This is a genomic window from Allomesorhizobium aridi, from assembly GCF_043769475.1.
Lineage (GTDB): Bacteria > Pseudomonadota > Alphaproteobacteria > Rhizobiales > Rhizobiaceae > Allomesorhizobium.
This window is the reverse complement of record NZ_CP171729.1, coordinates 4,840,764-4,862,694: the sequence shown is the minus strand read 5'-3', so window position 1 is coordinate 4,862,694 and position 21,931 is coordinate 4,840,764. Positions and strand designations below refer to the sequence as shown.

Annotated in this window: 16 protein-coding genes; 14 read left to right on the top strand and 2 right to left on the bottom strand. The window is 58.7% G+C overall.

Going from position 1 to position 21,931, the window contains the following annotated elements; translation table 11 throughout:
• The first annotated feature begins 14 nt into the window (after positions 1-14).
• The 3 genes from ACG873_RS26000 to ACG873_RS25990 all read left to right on the top strand — a co-directional run bounded on the left by ACG873_RS26000 (position 15) and on the right by ACG873_RS25990 (position 5,423).
• Positions 15-3,422 carry an ExeM/NucH family extracellular endonuclease gene (locus ACG873_RS26000; RefSeq protein ID WP_394888648.1) on the top strand — a complete coding sequence of 1,136 codons (3,408 nt, stop codon included), beginning with the start codon at positions 15-17 and terminating at the stop codon, positions 3,420-3,422.
• Positions 3,423-3,636: 214 nt separating this feature from the next.
• A complete protein-coding gene (locus ACG873_RS25995) occupies positions 3,637-4,554 on the top strand; it encodes a diacylglycerol/lipid kinase family protein (RefSeq protein ID WP_394888647.1) in 918 nt (305 codons plus the stop codon).
• Positions 4,551-5,423 (top strand): inositol monophosphatase family protein, encoded by an 873-nt coding sequence (locus ACG873_RS25990; protein ID WP_394888646.1) that lies wholly within the window; start codon positions 4,551-4,553, stop codon positions 5,421-5,423. Before ACG873_RS25995 ends, ACG873_RS25990 begins: the two co-directional genes overlap by 4 nt.
• A 123-nt stretch (positions 5,424-5,546) precedes the next feature.
• Here ACG873_RS25990 and ACG873_RS25985 read toward each other — a convergent pair whose 3' ends face one another.
• Positions 5,547-6,479, bottom strand: a complete 933-nt coding sequence (locus ACG873_RS25985) for a hypothetical protein (protein ID WP_394888645.1) — start codon at positions 6,477-6,479, stop codon at positions 5,547-5,549.
• Positions 6,480-6,933: 454 nt separating this feature from the next.
• Between ACG873_RS25985 and ACG873_RS25980 the strand changes: the two genes are divergently transcribed.
• The 7 genes from ACG873_RS25980 (at position 6,934) to ACG873_RS25950 (ending at position 15,119) form a co-directional block, all read left to right on the top strand.
• Positions 6,934-7,623 carry a class I SAM-dependent methyltransferase gene (locus ACG873_RS25980; protein ID WP_394888644.1) on the top strand — a complete coding sequence of 230 codons (690 nt, stop codon included), beginning with the start codon at positions 6,934-6,936 and terminating at the stop codon, positions 7,621-7,623.
• Positions 7,624-8,237: 614 nt separating this feature from the next.
• On the top strand, positions 8,238-10,052 hold the full coding sequence (locus ACG873_RS25975) for a putative bifunctional diguanylate cyclase/phosphodiesterase (protein ID WP_394888643.1): 1,815 nt from the start codon (positions 8,238-8,240) through the stop codon (positions 10,050-10,052).
• Between the two features lie 64 nt (positions 10,053-10,116).
• Complete coding sequence (locus ACG873_RS25970; protein WP_394885802.1) at positions 10,117-10,644, top strand: ubiquinone biosynthesis methyltransferase UbiE; 528 nt, start codon at positions 10,117-10,119, stop codon at positions 10,642-10,644.
• Positions 10,641-11,819, top strand: coding sequence for a methyltransferase domain-containing protein (locus ACG873_RS25965; RefSeq protein WP_394885801.1), 1,179 nt, complete (start codon positions 10,641-10,643; stop codon positions 11,817-11,819). The genes ACG873_RS25970 and ACG873_RS25965 overlap by 4 nt, the downstream gene beginning before the upstream one ends.
• A gap of 68 nt (positions 11,820-11,887) precedes the next feature.
• Complete coding sequence (locus ACG873_RS25960) at positions 11,888-14,200, top strand: SpoIIE family protein phosphatase (RefSeq protein WP_394888642.1); 2,313 nt, start codon at positions 11,888-11,890, stop codon at positions 14,198-14,200.
• A gap of 2 nt (positions 14,201-14,202) precedes the next feature.
• The gene (locus ACG873_RS25955; RefSeq protein WP_394888641.1) at positions 14,203-14,763 is read left to right on the top strand and encodes a slr1658 superfamily regulator; all 561 of its coding nucleotides are present in this window, start codon (positions 14,203-14,205) and stop codon (positions 14,761-14,763) included.
• Positions 14,764-14,780: 17 nt separating this feature from the next.
• The gene (locus tag ACG873_RS25950; RefSeq protein ID WP_394885797.1) at positions 14,781-15,119 is read left to right on the top strand and encodes a slr1659 superfamily regulator; all 339 of its coding nucleotides are present in this window, start codon (positions 14,781-14,783) and stop codon (positions 15,117-15,119) included.
• Positions 15,120-15,164: 45 nt separating this feature from the next.
• Here the strand turns inward: ACG873_RS25950 and ACG873_RS25945 are convergent, their stop codons facing one another.
• Positions 15,165-16,316: a helix-turn-helix domain-containing protein gene (locus ACG873_RS25945; protein ID WP_394888640.1), complete on the bottom strand. Its 1,152-nt coding sequence runs from the start codon at positions 16,314-16,316 to the stop codon at positions 15,165-15,167.
• Positions 16,317-16,981: 665 nt separating this feature from the next.
• On the opposite strand from ACG873_RS25945, the gene ACG873_RS25940 reads away from it, so the two are divergent.
• From ACG873_RS25940 to ACG873_RS25925, 4 genes are all read left to right on the top strand, one after another.
• On the top strand, positions 16,982-18,772 hold the full coding sequence (locus ACG873_RS25940) for a glycosyltransferase family 2 protein (RefSeq protein WP_394893699.1): 1,791 nt from the start codon (positions 16,982-16,984) through the stop codon (positions 18,770-18,772).
• Positions 18,773-19,099: 327 nt separating this feature from the next.
• Complete coding sequence (locus tag ACG873_RS25935) at positions 19,100-19,930, top strand: response regulator (RefSeq protein ID WP_394888639.1); 831 nt, start codon at positions 19,100-19,102, stop codon at positions 19,928-19,930.
• A complete protein-coding gene (locus ACG873_RS25930; protein WP_394888638.1) occupies positions 19,927-20,937 on the top strand; it encodes a glycosyltransferase family 2 protein in 1,011 nt (336 codons plus the stop codon). The genes ACG873_RS25935 and ACG873_RS25930 overlap by 4 nt, the downstream gene beginning before the upstream one ends.
• Entirely contained in the window at positions 20,934-21,893 is a 960-nt protein-coding gene (locus tag ACG873_RS25925) for a lysylphosphatidylglycerol synthase transmembrane domain-containing protein (RefSeq protein ID WP_394888637.1), read from the top strand. The genes ACG873_RS25930 and ACG873_RS25925 overlap by 4 nt, the downstream gene beginning before the upstream one ends.
• The last annotated feature ends 38 nt before the right edge of the window (positions 21,894-21,931 follow it).

The window sequence follows — 21,931 nt, the reverse complement described above, 5'->3', positions numbered from 1 at the left end:
CGGAGATCGACTAAATGTCTTACCCCTTCTCTTTTCCCAAGTTCCATTTTGGCTCCCGCCGGGCGGACCACATTGAAGGGTCCGGCGGCAATGACGTGATCTTCGGCTTTCAGGGAAACGACGTCATCTCTGCCCTCGGCGGCGACGATTACATCCTTTCCGACGGCGGCAATGACGGCATCGACGCGGGTGACGGGAACGACACAGTTCTTGCCGGCGACGGGAATGACGAGATCAGGGGCGGCGCGGGCAGCGACCTCCTTTCCGGTGGGCGCGGCTTCGATACGGCGGTCTATTCCGGGAGCACTTCCGACTACAGCTTTCCAGCCATCACCCGCTGGTCCGACAATCTCTTTGAAGTGACCGACGCCAACGGGGACAAGGACATCCTCCGCGAAATCGAAGCAATCCGATTCGAGGCAAGCAACTTCACGCTCTATCTCGATGGGCGGAACAATGCCGCGCTCGCAGTCGACGACATCGCCTCGGTCGACGAGGATGGCACCCTCGTGATCGATTCCGCTGGCCTTACCGCAAACGATCGCGAGTTCGACGGCGATCAACTCACGGTCGTGGCCATCTCTGAGACCAGCACCAAAGGAGCGTCGGTCTCGCTTGCGAGTGGCGTTGTTTCCTACGATCAGGGTGACATCTTCCAACATCTGAACGACGGCGAAACCGCCACGGATACCTTCACTTATACGGTCGACGACGGAAAAGGCGGTGTGGATGCCGCAAGCGTGACGGTAACGATCGCCGGCGTGAACGATGCAGCCATCATCACTGGAGACGTCAGCGGTTCGGTGACCGAGGGCACCGACGCCGAGCCAGGCACTCCGACGGCGGTCGGCGCCCTTACCGTCTCAGACGTCGACAATGACGATACTTTCCGGGCCGTCAGCAATCAGGCAAGCGCCAACGGCTACGGCTCCTACACCATCAACGAAGACGGGACCTGGACCTATGCGCTCGACAATGACAACGCTGCTATCGATGCGCTTGGCGACGGTGAGACCCTGACTGACAGTTTTACGGCCGTGAGCGATGACGGGACCGAGCAGGAAGTCACGATCGCCATCAGCGGATCGGACGACGAAGTCACGCCTGCAGCAACGCCTCGCATCAATGAAATCCATTACGACAACGCAGGTACGGATACAGGCGAGTTCATCGAGATCAGGGTCGCGGCCGGCGCTGATGTCTCGGGACTCTTTGTCGAGCTTTATAACGGCAATGGCGGCGCGACCTATGGATCGGCGGCCGCGTCCAGCCTCGCCATGACGACCGACGGCGAGTATGACTACTACGTCTGGAATCTGCCTTCGAACGGCATCCAGAACGGCCCGCCGGACGGCATTGCGCTCTCCGAGAACGGCAGTCTGATTGAATTCCTGTCCTATGAGGGCAGCTTCACCGCAACGAACGGCTCCGCGGGCGGCACGACCTCGACCGACATCGGCGTTACGGAGGCGGGAAACGAGACCGCGGGCCTTTCGCTTCAGCGGATCGGGGACGCTCCGACTGATTGGGTCGGCCCGGAGGATCAAACGCCCGGCACGGACAATGAGGGCGATACCGGTGGCGGCGATCCGACCGCCTATAGCATTTCGGAAATCCAGGGCACCGGTACCGCCAGTTTCCTGGTCAGCGAATATGTGCTCGTTTCGGCGGTCGTGACCTACACGGTGGCCGACGGCTTCTATCTGCAGGAGGAGGACAGCGACGCTGACGGCGACAGCGCGACCTCGGAAGGCATCTTCGTCTTTACCGGTGGGGCACCGAGCGTCGCGGTCGGCGACAAGGTCGAGGTCGCCGGAACGGTGACGGAATATTTCGACTTTACCGAAATCACTGACGTCACCGATATCGTCACCCTTTCGAACGGCAATGCGCAGCCGACATCGGCATCGATTGCGCTTTCCCCGGATTTCGAGGCCAATCTCGAACACTACGAAGGCATGGCGATCACGCTGACGAGCGGCACGGACGACCCGTTAACGGTCATCGAGAATTTCGACCTCGACCGTTTCGGGGAAGTCACCGTCTCGGCCGGAACGCAGGTCCAGCCGACCCAGATCTATGATCCGAACACCCAACTCGCCGAAATCCAGGCGCTGCAAGAAGCCAACGCCAACAACCGCCTGACCATCGACGACGGCTCTTCCGCTCAAAATCCTAACGAATTCCGCTACATCCCCGCTTCCACGGGCGACAATGGCAACGGCTATCTCGATTCTCGCGACAATTTCGGTGAGAACGGGCCAACTCTCAGGCTCGGCGCCGAGATCGTGGGCTCGGTCGAAGGTGTCCTCACCTACAGCTTCGGCGAATACAAGATGCTCGTCGACGGCACCCTCAACGTGGACGAGACGACCAACGGCCTCGCCCGGCCAGGGGAGCCCGCGGATGTCGGCGGACGGCTGACGGTATCGAGCTTCAACCTTCTCAACTATTTCACAACTTTGAACGATGGCTCGGGCGCTGGTTCCGGCCCCAACAACCTCGAGCCACGCGGCGCAACCACGGCCGAGGATCTTGCACGCCAAACCGACAAGGTCGTGGAGGCGATGCTCAAGATCGACGCCAGCGTCTTTGGCCTGCAGGAGTTGGAGAATAACGGGTTCGGCGACGCTTCGGCGGTCGCGACCCTGGTAGACGGACTGAACGCAGCTGCCGAACCCGGCGTGAGTTATGCTTATGTCAATCCGACCGAGCCGGGTTCAGACGGCTTCATCGGAACCGATGCCATTACGACCGGCCTGATCTACAAGAGCAACGAAGTTAGTCTCGTCGCGACCGACTTCCTTGTTTTCGACGACGGCGGGCAGCAGCAGAATCGCCCGGCCATCGCCGCGACGTTCGAGGAAATCGGAACAGGCGAGCAGTTCAGCGTCGTCGTCAACCATCTGAAGTCGAAGAGCGGCGCCGGGACAGGCGCCGACGCTGATCAGGGGGACGGGCAAGGCGCATTCAATGCGACCCGAACTGCTGCCGCGCAACAGCTGATGGAATGGCTCGATGCGAGCAATCCCGACAGCTACTTCGCCCAGAACGGCATCACCGACACCGACGTCCTGCTCATCGGCGACCTCAATTCCTACGCCCAGGAGGATCCAATCGACGCGATCCGCGACGCCGGTTATGTCGATCTGATCGACAGTTTCATCGGGCAGGACGACGCGTTCAGCTACATCTTCGACGGACAGCAGGGAACGCTTGACCAGGGACTTGCTACACAGTCTCTGACAGGGCAGGTCAGCGGCGTCGCAGAATGGCATATCAACGCGCAGGAACCGGACCTTCTAAGCTATTCCAGCGAGTTCAAGAATCCGAACTTCTACAATGACGACGTCTTTGCCACGTCGGATCATGACCCGCTGATCATCGGTCTCAATCTCGGAGACAACCTGCTCGCGGCATGACGCGGGTACGCTTGACCATCTCCGGGCGTTCAATCGCAACGGCATGTTCAGTGAAGTGATCTGCAGGGCGGATTGATCCTTCAAACTTACCCGTCCTGCCGCTCCGGTCACGCGACAGGAAAGGACACCGGTGCGGCGCCCTTTTTGTTTGGCCGCGCCGACTGCAATATTTCGCTCTGCGGGAGCGAAATCGGGATTGGTCCGTTAAACGTCGATGGACGCGCTGCTCTTTCACAATCCCCGCGCCGGCTCGGGTGATCATTCGAAGAAGGACATGCTCGCGGTCTTGAGCAGCGCCGGGCTCCGCGTCACCTATTGCTCGACCAAAGGGCCGGATTTCAAGGCAATGCTGAAGGAAACGGCCGACCTAGTGGTCGTCGCTGGCGGCGACGGCACCGTGCGGAAGGTCATCACCGGAATAGTCGACCGCGGCATTCCTATAGCCATCCTCCCCCTGGGTACCGCCAACAACCTCGCGACGTCTCTCGGCATTGGCGGCGATATGCGGAGGCATGCCGCGGGATGGGAAACGGGGCGCAGACAGCGGTTCGACATCGGTCTGGTCACCGCCCCCTGGGGAAAACAACCGTTCGTCGAGGCCGCGGGATGCGGCATCTTCGCAAGGGCGATAGGCACGAAGGTCGACAAGGACGCAACGTGCGAGCAGAAGATCCAGCTCGGCCGCGATGCATTGCTGGACATCCTCAAGAAGGCGGACCCGCTCGACGTGGACATCGACATCGACGGTGTCCGGGTCGAGGGCGATCTGCTGGCGGTGGAGGCGCTGAATATCGGCTATATCGGTTCCAGACTGCCGTTCTATCCGGAGGCGCATTCAGGCGATCGGGTCTTCGATGTGGTCTGCATTCGCAGAGAGCAGCGCCCTGACATGCTCGATTGGCTGATCGCGCCAGATCGGACTGTGTCGCCCGCAACGGCCGTTCATGGCCGCCGCCTGCGGATCGAGTATCACCGGGATACCCCCGTTCGCATCGACGACGAGCTGCCCGACCGGCCGGAAAAGCGTTCGGAGATCAAAGTCGAAGTGCATGGCAAGCCCGTCGAAATCCTTCTTCCGGTGGAGGCTCCGCACGCGGCGGAAGCAATCAAGGCGAAGCAGGAGGAAGCATGAACACGCACACCGAATCCCGGCACGATACGGCGGTCGAAGCAGGATACCTCGCCAAGATCGAACAGACGGCGGTCGAACTCGCAAATCTCGCGGGCGCCGAAATCAAGACAGCGCTCGGCGGAATGCTCTCCGTCCGCTACAAGACCAGTTCCGAGGCCGAAAAAATCTGGCAGGACCCGGTGTCGGAGACGGATCACCGGATCGAGGAACTGATCCGCGCCCGCCTAGCCAAATCCTTTCCGGAGCACGACATAATCGGAGAAGAATTGGACGAGCGTCCCGCGCGCGACCATGACTTTGTCTGGGCCGTCGATCCGATCGACGGGACGGCCAATTTCGTCAACGGCTTTCCCCTTTTTGCCGCGACCATCGGCGTCCTGCATCGCGGGCGGCCGATCGCAGGCGCGATCTGGTGCGCCGCCAGCCATGCGCTGCGGGCTGGCGTCTACCATGCCTCGGTGGGAGGAGTGCTCTGCTTCAATGGCGAGGCGGTCACGCCGAAGCACAATCCGCTCGTGCGCCGGCGTCTTGCGGGCGTGGCCAGCGGGCGATCGAACGAAGGCGGCTGGGAGATGAGGACAACCGGTTCGGCGGCCATTGAATGCGCGTTCGTTGCCGCCGGCCTGCTCGAGGCGGCGCATTTCGAACGCCCAAACATCTGGGATGTCGCTGGCGGGGCTGCTTTGGTTCTCGCCGCCGGCGGCCGGGTCATGGTCGCGGGAGGCGAGGGCTGGGCTCCGCTGGACAAGTTCGAAGCGCCTGAGCGAGGCGACGGCGCGCCGGACTTGCGGCATTGGAGCCGCTCGCTCATTCTGGGCCGGGTTGAGGGAGATGTTCTCGTGTCGGGCCTGGGCCAGCCCGTGTTCTGAATCGAACGTGGCGCGGCGACGCCACCGGGCTGGCGATGTCGACCTGGAAACCGGTCTCGACGAACGCCTCGTCCATCACGACGAATTCCTCGGCCCACACGCCCGCGTCCGGCGGCGGCTCGGTCAGGACGTGTCGGGAGACTGCAGTGCCCAGAAGGCAAGTCCGTGCACGACGTTCAGAACCTCGTGCACGTCATGGGTGGGTCGCCGGCGCCAGCCCGGCGGCCGGCCGGGACGCAGCGGCCACACGCGGCGAATTCGGCCCGCGTCGCGACCCTCCGTCTGTTGCACGACCGCGGCGTCGCGGCGCGCCCGCCAGCGGGCGAAGTGCCTTGCCCGGCCCGGCAGATCGTCGAGGGCGGAGGCCAGCGCCTCCAGGCGCAAGGCCAGCCGCGCCGCGTTCACAGGATCGTCCGGCGACGGAGGGGGAGGCAGGCGGCGGAACGGCGCATTGAAATCGAGCATCGAGATGCGAGGCACACTCCTGGCTGCTACCGGCCGGGCGCGGCCGCCGTTCCAGGGCCGCAGCGGATCGAGCAACGGCAGCGGCGGGACGCGCCGCGCAAAGTTTTCCGACGGCATCGGCATTCCGGCGCGGCCGGCCTTGCGCCGGATCATGCGCTTCGGCATCGGGCGCAGCGGCGGCAAGGCCACCGCCAGGCCGTGCGCCATCACGATGATGAGCCGCCGCGCCGCCGCTTCGGCCGGGCGCAGCAGCCCGAGCACGGCGCGGTGGAGATGGCGCGGCAGGGTGGGTGCAGGGGCCCGCAGCCCGGCCATGGCGACGAGCATGGCCAGCACGCGCTTCAGCGCCTCGCGGTTCTTCTCGATCGCCGCATTCCAGTCCATCACCGCCTCCTTTCCAGCCCAGGCATTATCGCTCCGGTCGGCAAGGATGGGGGAAAATTTCAGGAAAATAATCCTGACAGATGCTGACAATGGCCGCTCGATCGAGCCGAACGGCTGCTGACCGACAGGTTGGGTAAGGTCACACTCGCCGAGCTGGCGGAACAGTTCGATGCCATCTGCCGAGCCGAACTGGAGCAGTAGCGCCAATTGGTGCACTGCCGCCCACGATGCGATGAGCGCTCATGAACCTGGCGATCTCGCTAGCAGGCCGCTGCGCCGGGACGCAGCGGCCTCACGCGAGCCGAGCCCTTCGAAATTGGGAAGTTCGTCGACGGCGTGCTCTACCACGCCGGCATGATCCTCTACCGCAAGAAGTGACGGTCGTACGGCGGCGCCCCGATCGGAACTGGCGCAAGCGACCTGCCGGCTGGCGGCGCCGAGGCGCCGTCGATCGTGTCGCTTTGCCGGGGGCCGGGCCCGCCCGGTCGGTCCATCCTTTTCGGTTGACTCAACCAGCAGTGACGGTACCAAAACAGCCTCCGATTGCTTAGCAATGGTTGCGGTGCGGAGGTCCTGGCCTCACCCCGATTGCAGTCTTTATCGTGCAGGTACGCACCGCTCCGAAAGGCGCGAAACAATGTCGAACGGATGGGACCAGTCGGTGGACGCCTGGATCGCGGCAATGGGAAGCCGAGGCGACTACACCCGAGAACACGTTCTCGATGCGCCGATGATGGCAAGAGTGTGTGGTCGCGGGTTCGGGTTTGCTCTCGACGTCGGTTGCGGCGAGGGCCGGTTCTGCCGGATGATGCAGGACTGCGGCATTCGTACCGTGGGAATCGACCCGACCGCCGCTCTGATTGGGCATGCCCGGTCGCTCGACCCAGACGGGGACTACCGGATCGGCCGAGCGGAAGCACTGGAATTTCCGGACGAGTCCTTCGATCTGGTGGTGAGCTATCTGTCCCTCGTCGACATTCCGGATGCGGAAACGGCCATCGCTGAGATGGCAAGAGTCCTGCGGCACGGCGGAGCGCTTCTGATAGCCAATCTGAACAGCTTCAACACGGCTGTGGTCGATGGAGGGTGGCAGCGAAGCGCCGATGGCGAAATTCGCTACTGCATCGACCATTATCTGGCGGAACGTTCGGAATGGCTTGCCTGGCGGGGCATCCGCATCCTCAACTGGCATCGCCCATTGAGCCGCTACATGTCGCTGCTGCTTGCCCAAGGCATGATCCTTCGCCATTTCGACGAGCCGCCACCCCTTGGTGGCGATCCCGAAAAGGCGGCGCGCTATAGGCGCATCCCTTACGCGCTGCTGATGGAATGGGAGAAGCCGGGGAGCTAGCAGGAGGAGCGCGGAAGAACTTCGGTCGGGTCGACTCCAGCCGTAGCGGAAGGGCCGGCTCCCGATCGGCGGTTGATCCAACCAGAATGACAGGTAACTCGTTGATAGTGTTTGAGTTTTTGGCGCGCCCAGCGTGGATTAAACTGATAACTACGTTTCCGCTGGAGCGCTGAATTCGATCAGCGCCGACGGTACGACGGACCGGCTGAAAGCCCCCTGCCGTGCTTACGCGGGGATTTTGTCAAGGAAACTCCCCCGAATGACGAAGCTGACCAAACGATCGATCGATGCCACCGAAATTAGATCCGCCAAGAAGGACAAGCGTACCGGCATCGACGACGGCGAATGACCCGTTGATCTGGCAAAGCAGCGCGACAACTCCCGCCGAAAGCCAGGCAACCGCCCCCCGATACCCGGGGCAAGCCCGGGCAAGCCTTCGGCGCACCCCAACTCGGCTTGTAGCCCACTCATTTGGATGCGGCGTCTGCCGGTTTAGGTGCGGCGGCGTCTGCCGGGTTGCTCCGCAAGTCGCGATGCACAGCATACCTTTTTGAAGGTTTGTGCCATCTTTATGGTCATGCGTGGTTGTGCTACCTTCGCGTTCAGGTGAGGAGATGCGGATTTTGCACCGCTTGTGGCGTTGGCTCTTACGTCCGAAAGCATCGCGTGCCGGAGCGAAGAGGGAGGAGCTTTCTTCCGCTGCCAGCGAAGCTCGTCTCGCGGATTTTTTGGAGAACACGACGGACATTGTATCCTTCTATGACCGGGACTTCCGCCTGACGCACTACGGATCCAAACTCAAAACCACCTACGGCCACGCAATAGTACCGGGCGCGACCTTATGGGAGATCTATCCCAGTCTCGGCACTGAACTCATCGACGAATTTGATCGCGTCCGCCGCGGCGGCTCTCCAATGCATGTCGAACTCCGGCGATCGCCGGGCGAAGCGCCTCGGTCGGCTCTCGTTTTCGGGGCTGCGAATGGAATAGGAATTATCGAATCCGCAGAACTGGAGTACAGGGGACGGACCTTGTCTGAAGAGCAGGAGCATATAGTGCTCCTCCATCAGGCGACGCACGATGTGTTGACCGGACTGCAGAATCGGCGGCGGTTTAGCGATCGGCTTCAGCAAACGTTATCATCTGTAGATGGATCAAGGGAACCGTCTGCCTTGCTGCAAATCGATCTTGACGATTTCAAAGCCGTCAATGACACACTCGGCCATGGAGCAGGCGATACGTTGCTTCAACTCGCCGCAATCCGGATTCTGGACGCGCTGCAGGAAGGCGAATCCGCATATCGGTTAGCCGGAGACGAATTCGCCGTCATCCAATCGGGAAAGACGCAGCCTGCCGAGGCCGAACGCCTCGCGGCTTCGTTGATCGACGCGCTCAAGACACCGTTCGTGATCAACGACATTCCCGTCTTCGTCGGCGCGAGCATCGGAATTGCTTTCGGACCGGAGCACGCTACCGAATGCGAGCAGCTGATGAAGGCCTCAGATATTGCTCTTTATGCAGCCAAGACGGATGGGCGCGGCTGTGCGCGAACTTTCAATCGCTCAATGCTGCTCCTGCTCGAGCAACGCGAGAATCTGAGACGAAGCCTTCGCATGGCGTTGGAGCGGGGCGAGCTTTTTCTGGAGTATCAGCCGCTCGTTCGACCTCCTTCATCGGTCGTCGGCTTCGAAGCGCTGCTACGGTGGCGTCATCCCGAAGTCGGGATAATCCCTCCAGGCGTGTTCATACCGATCGCCGAAGCAGATGGCCTGATGGACGAGATTGGACGATGGGTTATCGAGCAAGCCTGCCGCCAGGCAACGACATGGCCTTCTTCGCTGACAGTCGCCGTGAACCTGTCGCCGGCGCAATTCCTCAGCGGTTCGCTCACGGATACGGTTGCTCAGATCATCGATGCCGTTGGAATCCGAGCTGACCGGCTTGAGCTCGAGATAACCGAAACGGTCCTTCTCGAGCAGACGATCGACAACATTGATATATTGAATACTCTGAACGTTCTCGGGATACGAATCTCGCTCGATGATTTCGGAACCTACTACTCCTCGTTGAGTTACCTCAAGAATTTTCCCTTCGACACCTTAAAGATAGATCGGTACTTCATAAGAGACTTAGAGACCGATCGGAAAAGTCAAACGATCGCACGATCGATCATAGGCTTGGCGCATGGCCTCGGAATAAGCGTCACCGCCGAAGGGGTAGAAACGCCGGGACAGGCGCGGTGGCTGATAAAAGAAAACTGCGATTGCCTTCAGGGCAATTTCCTTGGGCGACCGCTCGGTGCCGAGGCGACACACGATTTCATCAGGCGGTCTCCGTTGGAGGGGTACGGGCAATGGGAGGAAGAAATCGGGCGGTCCAGCGGCCGACCCAGCAGCGTGGGCGGAACTGAGGGAAGCGGAGCGAGGTAGAGTGGCCTCGGATCAACAACGTCAGTCAATCGTCGCTCGGCTCAAACGCCGATGAAAAAAAGAGATGCCGATGACCCTTGCTTCTCAAGGCGCAGCTGACCAAGTGGTTTTTGAACCTATGATCCAGATCGATTTTGAAATAAAGAATTTCCTTTCGGCTTGGCTACACTGTGATCACGTATCAAATTACATGGCACGAATGATCAGCCATAACAGGTCAGACTCAATGAAGCATTCCAACCTCTTTTCCTCCGCGTTTAACGAATTGCTGGAGATTGCCTTTCGTACGCGCCATTCCAGCGGTGAGCTGGCATGCAGGGTTTCCCGCCAAGGCGAGACGGACAGGATAGAGCTGACCTTTCCATGCATACCCGAAGAGCGACAATTCTATCAGGAAGCGATATCGCAAATTGCGGGAGCGGAGTTCAGGGAACGATACATCAATTCGGTGTCCGGGGACCTTGCGCCCAGCCGCGAAATCGTACTGTTGGAACTGGCCATTGACTACAATGCAACACTTCGATTCGAGGAGATCAACTCTGACACAATTACGCTCGTCGTGGATCTTCCGCTCGAAAGCCTACCAAATTGAACCCGTACGACCTTAACCCACGTTTCAAAGCGCAATACGACCTGAACAATCAGGAGTTCTCCATTTCGGGAATAATGCGGCCCCAGTCGATTGATGAGCTTGCGCCCAGCATCGCGGTGCTGAAGGACTCGATCGAACATGTACGCGGCGTTCTATACGTGAACATCAAACGCCTGACGCAAATGAACAACACCGCGTTCCAAACCTTCTCGCGGGTTCTCATTGACGCCTGTCGCGCCCGAACCGATCTTAAGTTTGTGATCATAACGTCAAGCGTCGCCGGATGGATGACGAAAAAATTTGGTCGTTTGAGTGGACTGGAGCCAAACATCGCTGTCGAGCAGTACGACAGCGCGTTCTATCCAGGGCAGAGCTTCCTTGAAGAGGGCGGGTTCATTCCGATCCTCCGCACACAGACGAAGATGACTTGGCGGCACGAGCGCACAATCTTGCCGCGACACGGCATGCAATCCGGTATCGTCATGGCCGACATCTGTTGCGGCATTGGTGATTTCGCCGTACTCGTCCAGAAGGAGTTTCAGCCGTCACGGATTGTCGCCCTCGACCACTCCAGATCAAGCCTTGCCTATGCGCGAAGCGTGGCGGCGGCTTTCTATATCCGCGGCATTGAATATACCTATGGCGACGCGTCAGAAATGCTGCTCGACGAAGGCCAGTTCGACTTGGTCACGTGCCGACACTCCCTGCAGGTGTTCGACAAGCCGGAACTGATCCTCAAGGAACTCTTCCGCATCTGCAAGCCGGGCGGACGAGTCTACATCACCAATGAGAAGAATTCGCATTGTCTGGGCGAGCCGCGCGCCGACAGCATTCAGTGGACCTATAACGAGGTCGCCAAACTCTGGGCATACTTCAAGATGGATATCGAGCTCGGCCCCAAAAGCCGACGATACCTGGCCGAAGCCGGATTCGAAGACATTCGAGTCGAGTCGTTCATGGTCACCAATCAAGACGGCGATCCGCAGGACTTCGCGGATGTCGTCGCGGCATGGGAGAATGTCTATGCAGGCGAGATGGCGGCCAAGCGAGGTGACCCGCCGGCGTTTATCAGACGGTTCCGGCAGGGCTTCCAGGATCATATCTTCGCTGCGCTCCATCCCAAGGGATATGCCGGCTGGCCGATCTGGGCTGCATCGGGACGTAAGCCACTATGAACAGTTGGCATGCCATTTCGCGTAAACCCTGGTCCGTCTTCCGGCTGAGCAGTTTTCGTGCGAAATTCATGATCGTTGTAGGCGGGGCGGTGCTCTTCGACCTCCTTGTCGGCGGAAGCGTCGCCCTGTGGAACGTGAACCGGCTTTCCCGCGACGCAACCCATCAGATCGAGAGCGGCCTTACCAAGGCGAGCCAGGAATACCTCCAGAACTATATTGAGACGACTGGGCTGCGCGCCGATCTTCTCTTCGACCAAATGCACTCCGAAGTGACCGCACTTGCGGGCTCCATGCAGAGATTGATCGATTATCCGGAGGCGAAGGAGGCAGTCGGCAACGCGCTGGCGACGAACTCCTATTTCAATGCACCGCTTATATATGACCCCCAAGGGAACTGGACGCAGAGTCCGCACGGATCGCCTTCGGTCTTGAGCGTCTGGGGATATCTCCTCTCCCCTGATGGCCGGCCGAAGCCGGAAATTCTCCGCAACATTCAGGAGAGTGCGGCTTTCGATATTTTTGGCCCTAGCCAGATGGCAACAGGCTCCAGGAAGCTGCAGGTCTATTACGTCGGACCGAAGGCAGCGCCTATCATGCGCACGACTCCGTACTCCGATCAGGCGCAAACCTTTGACAAGCTCTATCCGGGCCACAACAACGCGAACTTCTGGGATTTCTTCTTTCCCGGCGTCTACGAAGGCTGGCAGAGGTGGATCAGCGAGCCGGATTCGCGCCCCGTCAAAGGCGAAAACATCACCGCGACTGCCCCTTACATCGATGCGATCACCGGCAAGCTCATCGTCAGCTTCTTCCATCCGCTCTGGACCAAGGACCGCAAAGACGTCGCCGGCATGGTCGCTTCCGACGTAACTCTCGATCAGCTCGCCGACATCGTCGAAAGCGTGAAGGTCGCCGAGACCGGCTTCGGTTTTCTCACCATGTCGAACGGCAATGTGCTCGCGATCAAGCCTGAAGGCGAGAAAACGCTCGGGCTCAAGATTGCGAGTGGTGCGGCAGGTCAAGGCGTTACCGGCCTCGACCGCTCGCTCAAGAAAAGTACGCACGCGGCTGTCGCAGCGCTCGAACTTCCTGCCGACGACAGGACGATCATCAAGCATATTTCGATTGGGGAGAGCGGCGAAGCCGAACCTTACATCGTCGCACTTCGGCGCCTGGAGGCGGTCAATCTCTGGAACAGCGACGGGCCCATCACAGCCGAAAACCAGATGCTCGGCTTCGTCGTCCCGGAGCGGGAAATCTATGCTTCCCTGCTTGCAGCGCAAGAGAGCATTTCCAGCGCGACCAACCGGATCCTGGTCTCCCAGATCATCGCGATTATCATTTCGCTTCTGATCGTCTTTGCGGCCGTGTTCGGAATCTCAAAGCGGATCACCGCAGGCCTCAGTGCGCTTGCCGGAGCCGCCAAACGGCTCCAGGCGAAAGATTATTCGGTTCGTGTAAGCATCCCGACGCACGACGAAGTTGGAGAGGTCGGCGTCGCGTTCAACCGGATGGCAGAGGAGATCAGCTTCCACACGGAAAACCTCGAGCACATCGTCGACGAACGAACGAAGGAGCTCGAAGGCGCAAATCAAGAGATTTCCGCCCTCAATAGCAAACTGCGGGACGAGAACCTCCGCCTCGGCGCCGAACTTGCGGTTGCCAGACAAATACAGATGATGGTCCTGCCGAAGGCCAGCGAACTCGAAGTGGTCCCAGGAGTTGAAATCGCGGCCTTTATGCGACCGGCTGACGAAGTCGGCGGCGACTATTACGACGTGTTGCAAAACGGGCTACACGTCAAGATCGGCATCGGCGATGTGACCGGTCATGGACTCGAAAGCGGCGTGTTGATGCTGATGGTTCAATCCGTCGCGCGCGCACTCCACGAGACTGGCGAGGCCGATCCACGGCAGTTCCTGGATCGGCTGAACAGAGCGATCTACAAGAATATAGAACGTACCAACGCCAATAAGCATCTCTCGCTGGCCTTTCTTGATTTTGAGGGTGGGCGAGTGACGCTTTCGGGCCAGCACGAGGAGGTGCTTGTCATCCGGGCGGATGGGGCAGTCGAGCGTATCGATACGCTCGATCTGGGCCTGCCGATCGGCCTTGAACGGAACATCTCGCGGTTCATCGACACGCGCGACATTCCGTTCAACAGCGGCGACGTGATCGTGCTCCACACCGACGGTGTGACCGAGGCGGAAGACCAGGAGGGACAACTGTTCGGTCTTGAGCGTCTTTGCAACAGTGCGCGTGATCACCATCACAAGAGCGCCGAGGAGATCAAGACCGGAATTGTCGAGGATCTGATGGCCCATATCGGAACCCGCAAGATTCACGACGACATCACCCTCGTGATCATGAGGCACAGCTAAGAATGGCAATGCTGTTTGGAACAACCGATATCGCAATCGGAATGAAAGACAGCGCCACTCGCGTGCGATTGTTCGACGGCCCCCTCGACCTCAGTTGGCATCATTGCGCTACTACCTCGGACTTCATTGCAGATCTTTTCGCGCTGCACATTCAATCATCTCGCGATGATTACAGGGAAGTACGACACAGCATTGGCTATCTGGTCAACGAACTCATTGAAAATGCGGTCAAGTTTCGCGCACCAGGCGAGATCACGATCGAGGCGGCCATTGACTCGGGATGTTTCAAGGTCAAGGTTTCGAACGTCGTCGATGGTGAGACCGCCGTTGAATTCCAAAACCTTCTGTCGGAGATCACCGTTGGCGACCCAAGCGAGCTCTTGATTCAGCGGATCGAAGCGAATGCCGCGGATCCTGAGATGACAAGCTCCTGTCTTGGATTACTGACGTTGATGAGCGACTATGGGACCCGTCTGGCTTGGATCTTCAGCCCGGCCGGCGAAAGTGATTTGGTTCACGTGGAAACTTATGCTTCGATTCCAATCTCGAAAATTCATAGCTAAGAAAACGAAAATACTAGATGGAAATCACAACAGAAAACTATCGCGTATGGAATGAAGGAAGCGAGATTTATTTCGATGGCGTCATGCGGCTTGCCAGCTCCGAAGCCTACACACCTGTTTTGTCGTTGATGATGAACGTTCTTGCTTCAGACCCGGCTTCCATTACGCTGAATTTGACGGATCTTGAATTTCTCAACTCTTCAGGCATAAACCTCTTGGCGAAATTCACAATAGAGGTCCGCAACCATCCCGATATTCAGCTAATTGTGCGAGGAACGTCCGGAATCCCTTGGCAATCGAAATCGTTGCCGAACCTCAAAAAACTACATCCCGCATTGGTGCTTTTCATAAGCTGACCGCGATTGATGCTGCGTCGACGGAGCCGGTCCTTGGTCTGGAATTCAGCTTCCAAGCGTCTTGAGCCAACCCTCGAAGGAAGAGGTTTTCTCGTTTTCGGCAAACGAAACAGGGTGGGCGGGGCGCGGAAACACCACGATATTCCGCGCTTCGCGCGGACTGTAACCGAACTCCTTGCTGAATGCCCGGCTGAAGTTGGCCGCTGAACTGAATCCGGTAGCTTCAGCTATATCGACAATGCGCCGGCCGTCCGCCGGATCACTGAGCGCAACATGGGCGGCAAAGAGGCGGCGACTTTGTATGTAATGGAGAACACCGCCGCTCGGTTCGAATAACTGATAGAGGCGGGTGCGTGAGACGCCGAGGGCCCGGCACATTGAATCCGGTGTCAAATCAGCTGCGCTCAGATTGTGCTGCACGTATCGGCGAGCGCGTTCCATCAGCGCAATGCCCGCCAATTGTTCGGCTGCAGCATCATGTTCCGCCGGAGGCGCGAGGGAGGCGATGATCATGCTGCGTGTTGCGTGTACGATGCGGGTCAGATCTTCAGCCGTGAGGCTGTGCAACCTTGCTTCAATGCCGTTGATGTAGTCGACCAGAAGGTTGGCGAAGTTGCCCGACAGAGATGAATTGTTCCTTGCGTCGAGGGTTGCCGCTACCTCAGCGAATAAATCACGCGGCAAATATACGAAGAGGCCTTCGGATTCCGTTGTCCTCCCGCGAAATGGGTGGCCAAGCGATCTGATCTCCAGCTTGCCCGGATGGCTTTCTGTAACGCGGCCATCGACTTCCGTCCACGCACGCCCCGTACGTGGCAAGGCGACGTACCAATGATCGATCGAACTGGACCGCAGCATTGCGGCAGAACGCGCATAACTATGGGGAGGCGTGCGCTGTTGAACGATGAGCATGCTACCGAGATTCCAAGCAGTGTGCTCGGCGGGAAAACCATCGTTCGGCGATTTGCCATCCGGCAACTTCACTTCAACAAGGGGCGCCATTTGCGCCTGCCAAGCGGCAAACTGAAATTGCGGCGCCAGATCAAGCGTTGAAAAAGACAGAGGTTTGAGCACGGGCGGGGGCGGCGGAGAAACCTCATTCTGCGGCTGAGCATCTCGAGGCCAACGACGTCGTTCACCAGCTGACTGTTCCATCAGTTTCGCAGGCGATTCATCTCGTTTTTTGAAGGTTCCCATCTCGTAGTTGCAATTATCCGATTCAATATGCGTCAGCCCCTCAGCTATGTGTTGCACTGCCTATATATATCAAGAGTCCTAAGGAATGTCAGTCGCCGGGTCGGGCGTCCGGACATATCGTGGGTGGCATTGCGCCATGCCGAACAGCGCGCTCACACTGCGTTACAAATATGTCTCCGGTGACAAGTTTCTGGATGTGCCGCTAACGACAACGTTCAGATTTATACATATTGATTTCGGCTGTTGATAATAACCTCCAGTCCGCGTCAACCAAAAGCAAAAATTTATGCGCCCATTTTCAGACACCGCGTCGCGACCTTATTACTGGCGACGCGGGCTTCCTTCGATAACATCTGTGCGGGAGGTTTCTTGCTATCAACCTCGGGACTGGTCTGACGTCTTCGATCGGAAAAATCTTTTAAATTATCGCCGCAATTACTGAATAGGCGCCGATTGAGTTTCATACGAGGCTTCCCTGTGATCTCCCAGCACTTCCCTACCGATCCGGCCTCCGCTTGTAAGACACTCTGTTTTTCACCCGAACGTTCCGGGCTCGACTCCGTAATGCGAAGTGTCGCGCCATTCTTCGGATCGGAGGCGCAGACGTGACCCCCGCGACAGGCGGACTGAGGCCGGATGCCGACCAACTTCCAACCAAACCGCTGATGACGCCCATTCTGACCGGCTACCGCCGCATTGAATTTCTGGCCGAGGTCTTGGTGTGGTTCGCGACACTCATCTATTTCTGGGTCTGGTGGTTGGAACCCGCACACTACATCGGCTTTTTCGGGTTTCTGACCGTCACAATCGTGCTGGCGTGGGTGACGCTCCTACCAGCTTATTTTCTGGTCATATTCTACCGGGGCCGCAGGCCGGACGGGCCGTTACGCCTTTCTGCGGGAAGCCGCGTGGCCATGGTGGTGACGAAAGCGCCTTCCGAGCCCTTTTCCGTCGTGGCTGTGACCTTGGAAGCGATGCTCGCCCAGAACGTGCCGCATGACACATGGCTTGCCGACGAAGATCCCTCTTTGGAAACGTTGTTTTGGTGTCTGGAGCATGGCGTTTTCGTTTCGACGCGCAAGGGTAGAGCTGACTATCACCGAGCGACGTGGCCCCGGCGCACGCGCTGCAAGGAAGGAAATCTCGCTTACTTCTACGATCAGTACGGCTATGAGCGATACGACTTCGTCGCGCAGCTAGATGCCGACCATGTTCCCGAACCCGATTATCTCTACCAGATGCTGCGCCCCTTCGCCGATCCAACAATAGGCTACGTCTCCGCGCCCAGCATTTGCGACCGCAATGCAGCGGGAAGCTGGTCCGCACGTGGGCGACTCTACGCCGAGGCAAGTATGCACGGGTCGCTTCAGGCAGGCTACAATGGAGGTCTTGCGCCGCTCTGCATCGGATCACACTACGCAGTTCGCACTGCTGCGTTGAAAGAAATCGGCGGGCTTGGGCCAGAACTCGCCGAAGACCATTCGACCACGTTAATGATGAACGCTCACGGGTGGCGCGGCGTCCATGCGCTTGACGCGATTGCCCACGGCGATGGTCCGCATACGTTTGCCGACCTTGTTACCCAGGAGTTTCAGTGGTCGCGCAGCTTGGTCATGTTGCTCCTGAAGTACTCCCCGATATTTGTCCCGCGCTTGCCGAGGAGGCTGAAATTCCAGTTCTTGTTTTCGCAACTTTGGTATCCGCTATTCGCGCTGTTCATGGCACTGATGTTTGCAATGCCGATCGTCGCGCTTGTGCGTCAACAAAACTTTGTTGCCGTCACCTATCCCGGCTTTCTGCTGCATTTCGCGCCCCTTTCCATCGTCCTGGTATTGATGGCCTATCGCTGGCGGGCAAGTGGTTCTTTCAGGCCATTCGACGCAAAGGTCCTGAGTTGGGAATGCATTTTGTTCCTCTTCGCACGCTGGCCTTGGGCTCTGGCAGGAACGATGGCCGCCATGCGCGACTGGCTCACAGGTTCTTTCGTGGACTTCCGCATTACGCCGAAAGGAACTTCGGAGGTGGATCCACTGCCAATGCGGGTCCTCGCGCCCTACGGTGTTCTGTCGATCGCTTCCGTGCTGCCGGTCCTGCTTATTGACGATGCAGGGGAGACCCGCGGCTTCTATATCTTCGCCATTCTCAATGCAGCACTGTATGCACTGCTGTTCCTCGTTATCGTCGTCCAGCACGGCCGTGAGAACGTGGTCAGGAGTCCGAGACGCTCCTATCGCTCCGCGATAGCAGCAAGTCTCCTTTCACTTTTGCTGCTGCCCGGAATCGCGACCGCCAAACGGGGATTGGATGGTCTCGAATCGCTCGCGTGGGGTGCCGGTCGGATCAGTCTGTTCGATGAAAAATACTCTGTTGCGGGAGCTGGGGTCGGCGGAGCGGGTCTCCGAAGGAGATTCTTCAACCCGAGATGGCTTCCCGAAGAACCTGATTTCACCCAATAAACGGAGCACGTCCCGACACTGCGTAGCGCATGTAATTGGCGGGAAGCTTGAGGTCCGAGTCGGCCGGTCAGACGATGCAATCGTGCCGTTTGAAATATGTATTCCCTGACAAGTTTCCGGATGTAACGCTAACGACAGCATTAGGCTTGTGACTTATTCATATACCAGAGGGAATATCACAAGGGGATACATTCTTCGCGACTGCGTCTAACAATCTGTAAACTGTGAAATAGCTGAAGCATGGAAGACGTTTTCAAACTTGTAACCTGATGGTTACTTATACTTCTATGCCTGTGGCCATAAGGAATTCCAGGGGGTGACAAAAAAATGACCTCTATGCAGCATTCGCTCGATTGGGCCGAAATGCCCCGAGGTGCCGTTAAAACACAAGGTCAACACACCCGCGCCACAGTCATCGTAGCCGACAACCACCCGCTTGAGCTGCGCGGCCTTTCCGGTTTGCTCGCGGAAGATTCACAGATACTGCTGGTCAGTATTTGCCAGGATGGGTCGGCAGCACTGGTTACCGCAAAGGAACTGGCCCCGGACATTGCAATTGTCGATTTCAACCTGCCTGGTCTCAGCGGGCTGGAGTTTCTGAAGGCCGTGCACTCCGAGCAGTTGCCTACACGAGTCATTCTATTGACTGCGGATCTCAGCGACAGCGACATGTTCGATGTGATGGCCAGCCAGCCTTTCGGGCTTGTTCTCAAGAGCGCAGCCGCCGACACGCTCCTGGCTTGCATCCACGAAGTAGCAGCCGGAAGACCCTGGTTTCCTGACGAGAACATTGATGCGGCCGTAGCGCGAGAAACTTACCGCCGCAGAAGAGGTATCGAGCTGTGGGAATCCCTTACCGAGAGGGAGCGGGACATCGCAGTCTTGGCGATGCGGAACCTGCCCAGCAAGGAAATCGCCCGGATTCTGGCGATTACCGAAGGGACGGCGAAGATCCATCTGCATCATATTTATTCGAAATTTCACGTGGCGAACCGCGAGGCGCTGATTGTCCTGATCGAGCGGTTCTTCGACCGGATGCCGCCCGCTCGCCGGCACGCCAAAAGCCTCGATGGTGAGTATCAAACAAGCCTGAAGGGGCGACGGCCCGAGCCTGACGGCGCGACACCCAAATTCCTACAAAAGGTGAGCGTGTCATGAACGAAAACCTGGTCAATCTGCGGGCCGAATTCCCGGTAAAAGGGAAACAGCCGTGCGTCATCAGCGTGGTGATACCTGTCAAGGATGAGGAAGCCTCGCTACCCGTTCTGGTCGAGCGCATCCTTTCCGTATCCAGTTCAAACGGCCTCGGCATATCCGACATCATTCTTGTCGACGACGGCAGCACCGACGGCACATGGGACGAGATGGAGAAACTTGCCAAGCAGTACGGCGAAGTTCGGGCCCTCCGGCTCAGGCGCAATTTTGGCAAGGCCACCGCCTTGATGGCAGGTATCGATGTTGCTGTTGGAGAAATCATCGTCACTATGGATGGGGATCTTCAAGATGACCCAGACGAACTGCCGCGCATGCTCGAAATGATGGCAGCCGGAAACGATTTGGTGTCGGGCTGGAAGAAGGAGCGCAACGACCCCCCATCGAAGACTATCCCGTCTGCGGTATTCAACCGGATCACCAGATGGGTCAGTGGGGTGCAGTTGCACGACTTCAACTGCGGGTACAAAGCCTATCGCCGCGAAATCTTCAACACGGTCCAGCTTTATGGCGAACTGCACCGCTATGTTCCGGTGCTGGCGTATGCGCTGGGGTACCGCATTGCAGAAATCACCGTTCGGCATCATCCCCGGCGCTTCGGTCGCTCCAAATACGGGATACAGCGTTACCTAAGAGGCTTCCTCGATCTGCTGACTGTGATGATGATCACGCGTTTTGCCTACCGGCCGAGTCATCTCTTCGGCGGCATCGGGATCCTGCTCATCGCTATCGGCAGTCTGTTCCTGACCTATCTGATAGGTCTGAAGCTTTTCACCGGAGCAGATGTCGGCAACCGGCCGCTCCTACTACTGAGCGCCATCATCGACGTGATTGGGGTCCAGCTCCTGCTTTTCGGCATGTTGGCTGAATTGATCATTAGCCGTTCCTCGGCGCCCGCCAGATTACAGGATCTGATCTCGCAGGAAGCCGGTCACTACCTGGCTCGGGAATGATCCGCCGCCTTGCCATTCTGGCGCTTGCGCTGGCAATGACGATCTCCGTCGTCTGGCTTCTCGTCACTCCGCAAACGCTCGCTGCGCTAAAGGATGCACTGGTTAACGCAGACTGGCGGCCGCTCGGCTTCGCTTTTGTGTTGAGCGCCGTCGTCCAATGGCTGCGCGCGTGGCGCTTCGCGGTGATGACCACAGCCACCCTTGGCTTGCCGGGCAGAAGGATCATCCGAATCGCTTTTCAGCTCAACTTCTTCAACTTTGCCCTACCTTTCAGGCTTGGTGAACTGAGTTATCCCATCCTGATGCGTCGAGCCTTCGGCCAGCCACTGCTCAGATCTACTGGCATACTGCTAGCGGCCCGCCTGCTTGACCTGACCAGCGTCACCGCAGTTCTGCTAGCCGCAGCAGCTACACTGGGACTAGCTGGAAACGCCGGCGGGAATTTATTGCTTGCCGCCGGCAGCATTGCCTGTGTGATGGCTCCCGCGATTTTCACTTTGGCCATCGGGCGTCATGGAAAGGGGGCTCTGAAGTCTCCATTCCTTGCTGGGATAGCGGGAAGACTCGCGCCTGGATTCACCGAGCCGCATAAAAAATCGGTGCGGTTGCTGGCACTGGCGCTAAGCTACGCCATCTGGCTGACTTTCGCAGTGCTGGCGATGCTGTGCGCCAATGCGGTCACCGATGGGATCAGCCCTGCTGTTGCACTACTTGGGGCGGCCGCAAGCAATCTCGCCTTCGCACTCCCCGTCAACGGCATCGCCGGGCTTGGTCCCTCTCAGGCAGCATGGGTTCTGGCCGTCACCCGGACCGGCGTGCCGTGGGAAAGCGCGGTCGTTAGTGCTATGGCGCTCTACGCGGTAACGCTTTGTGGCGCCATCATCTTCGGCGGCATCGCCACGCTCAGCGAGACCAAATGGCGCGCAGATTCCGCCAGTCGCCCCGACACTCGATGAGCCGCCAGTTCTGGCAGAAGAGCAGGCTTTCGGAACTA

What these genes read in the sequence shown, in the direction of transcription:
- ACG873_RS26000 (WP_394888648.1), top strand. Translation starts at nt 15, where the DNA reads ATGTCTTACCCCTTCTCTTTTCCCAAGTTCCATTTTGGCTCCCGCCGG.
- ACG873_RS25995 (WP_394888647.1), top strand. Translation starts at nt 3,637, where the DNA reads ATGGACGCGCTGCTCTTTCACAATCCCCGCGCCGGCTCGGGTGATCAT.
- ACG873_RS25990 (WP_394888646.1), top strand. Translation starts at nt 4,551, where the DNA reads ATGAACACGCACACCGAATCCCGGCACGATACGGCGGTCGAAGCAGGA.
- ACG873_RS25975 (WP_394888643.1), top strand. Translation starts at nt 8,238, where the DNA reads ATGCGGATTTTGCACCGCTTGTGGCGTTGGCTCTTACGTCCGAAAGCA.
- ACG873_RS25970 (WP_394885802.1), top strand. Translation starts at nt 10,117, where the DNA reads ATGCCGATGACCCTTGCTTCTCAAGGCGCAGCTGACCAAGTGGTTTTT.
- ACG873_RS25960 (WP_394888642.1), top strand. Translation starts at nt 11,888, where the DNA reads ATGATCGTTGTAGGCGGGGCGGTGCTCTTCGACCTCCTTGTCGGCGGA.
- ACG873_RS25955 (WP_394888641.1), top strand. Translation starts at nt 14,203, where the DNA reads ATGGCAATGCTGTTTGGAACAACCGATATCGCAATCGGAATGAAAGAC.
- ACG873_RS25950 (WP_394885797.1), top strand. Translation starts at nt 14,781, where the DNA reads ATGGAAATCACAACAGAAAACTATCGCGTATGGAATGAAGGAAGCGAG.
- ACG873_RS25945 (WP_394888640.1), bottom strand. Translation starts at nt 16,316, where the DNA reads ATGGGAACCTTCAAAAAACGAGATGAATCGCCTGCGAAACTGATGGAA.
- ACG873_RS25940 (WP_394893699.1), top strand. Translation starts at nt 16,982, where the DNA reads ATGACGCCCATTCTGACCGGCTACCGCCGCATTGAATTTCTGGCCGAG.
- ACG873_RS25935 (WP_394888639.1), top strand. Translation starts at nt 19,100, where the DNA reads ATGACCTCTATGCAGCATTCGCTCGATTGGGCCGAAATGCCCCGAGGT.
- ACG873_RS25930 (WP_394888638.1), top strand. Translation starts at nt 19,927, where the DNA reads ATGAACGAAAACCTGGTCAATCTGCGGGCCGAATTCCCGGTAAAAGGG.
- ACG873_RS25925 (WP_394888637.1), top strand. Translation starts at nt 20,934, where the DNA reads ATGATCCGCCGCCTTGCCATTCTGGCGCTTGCGCTGGCAATGACGATC.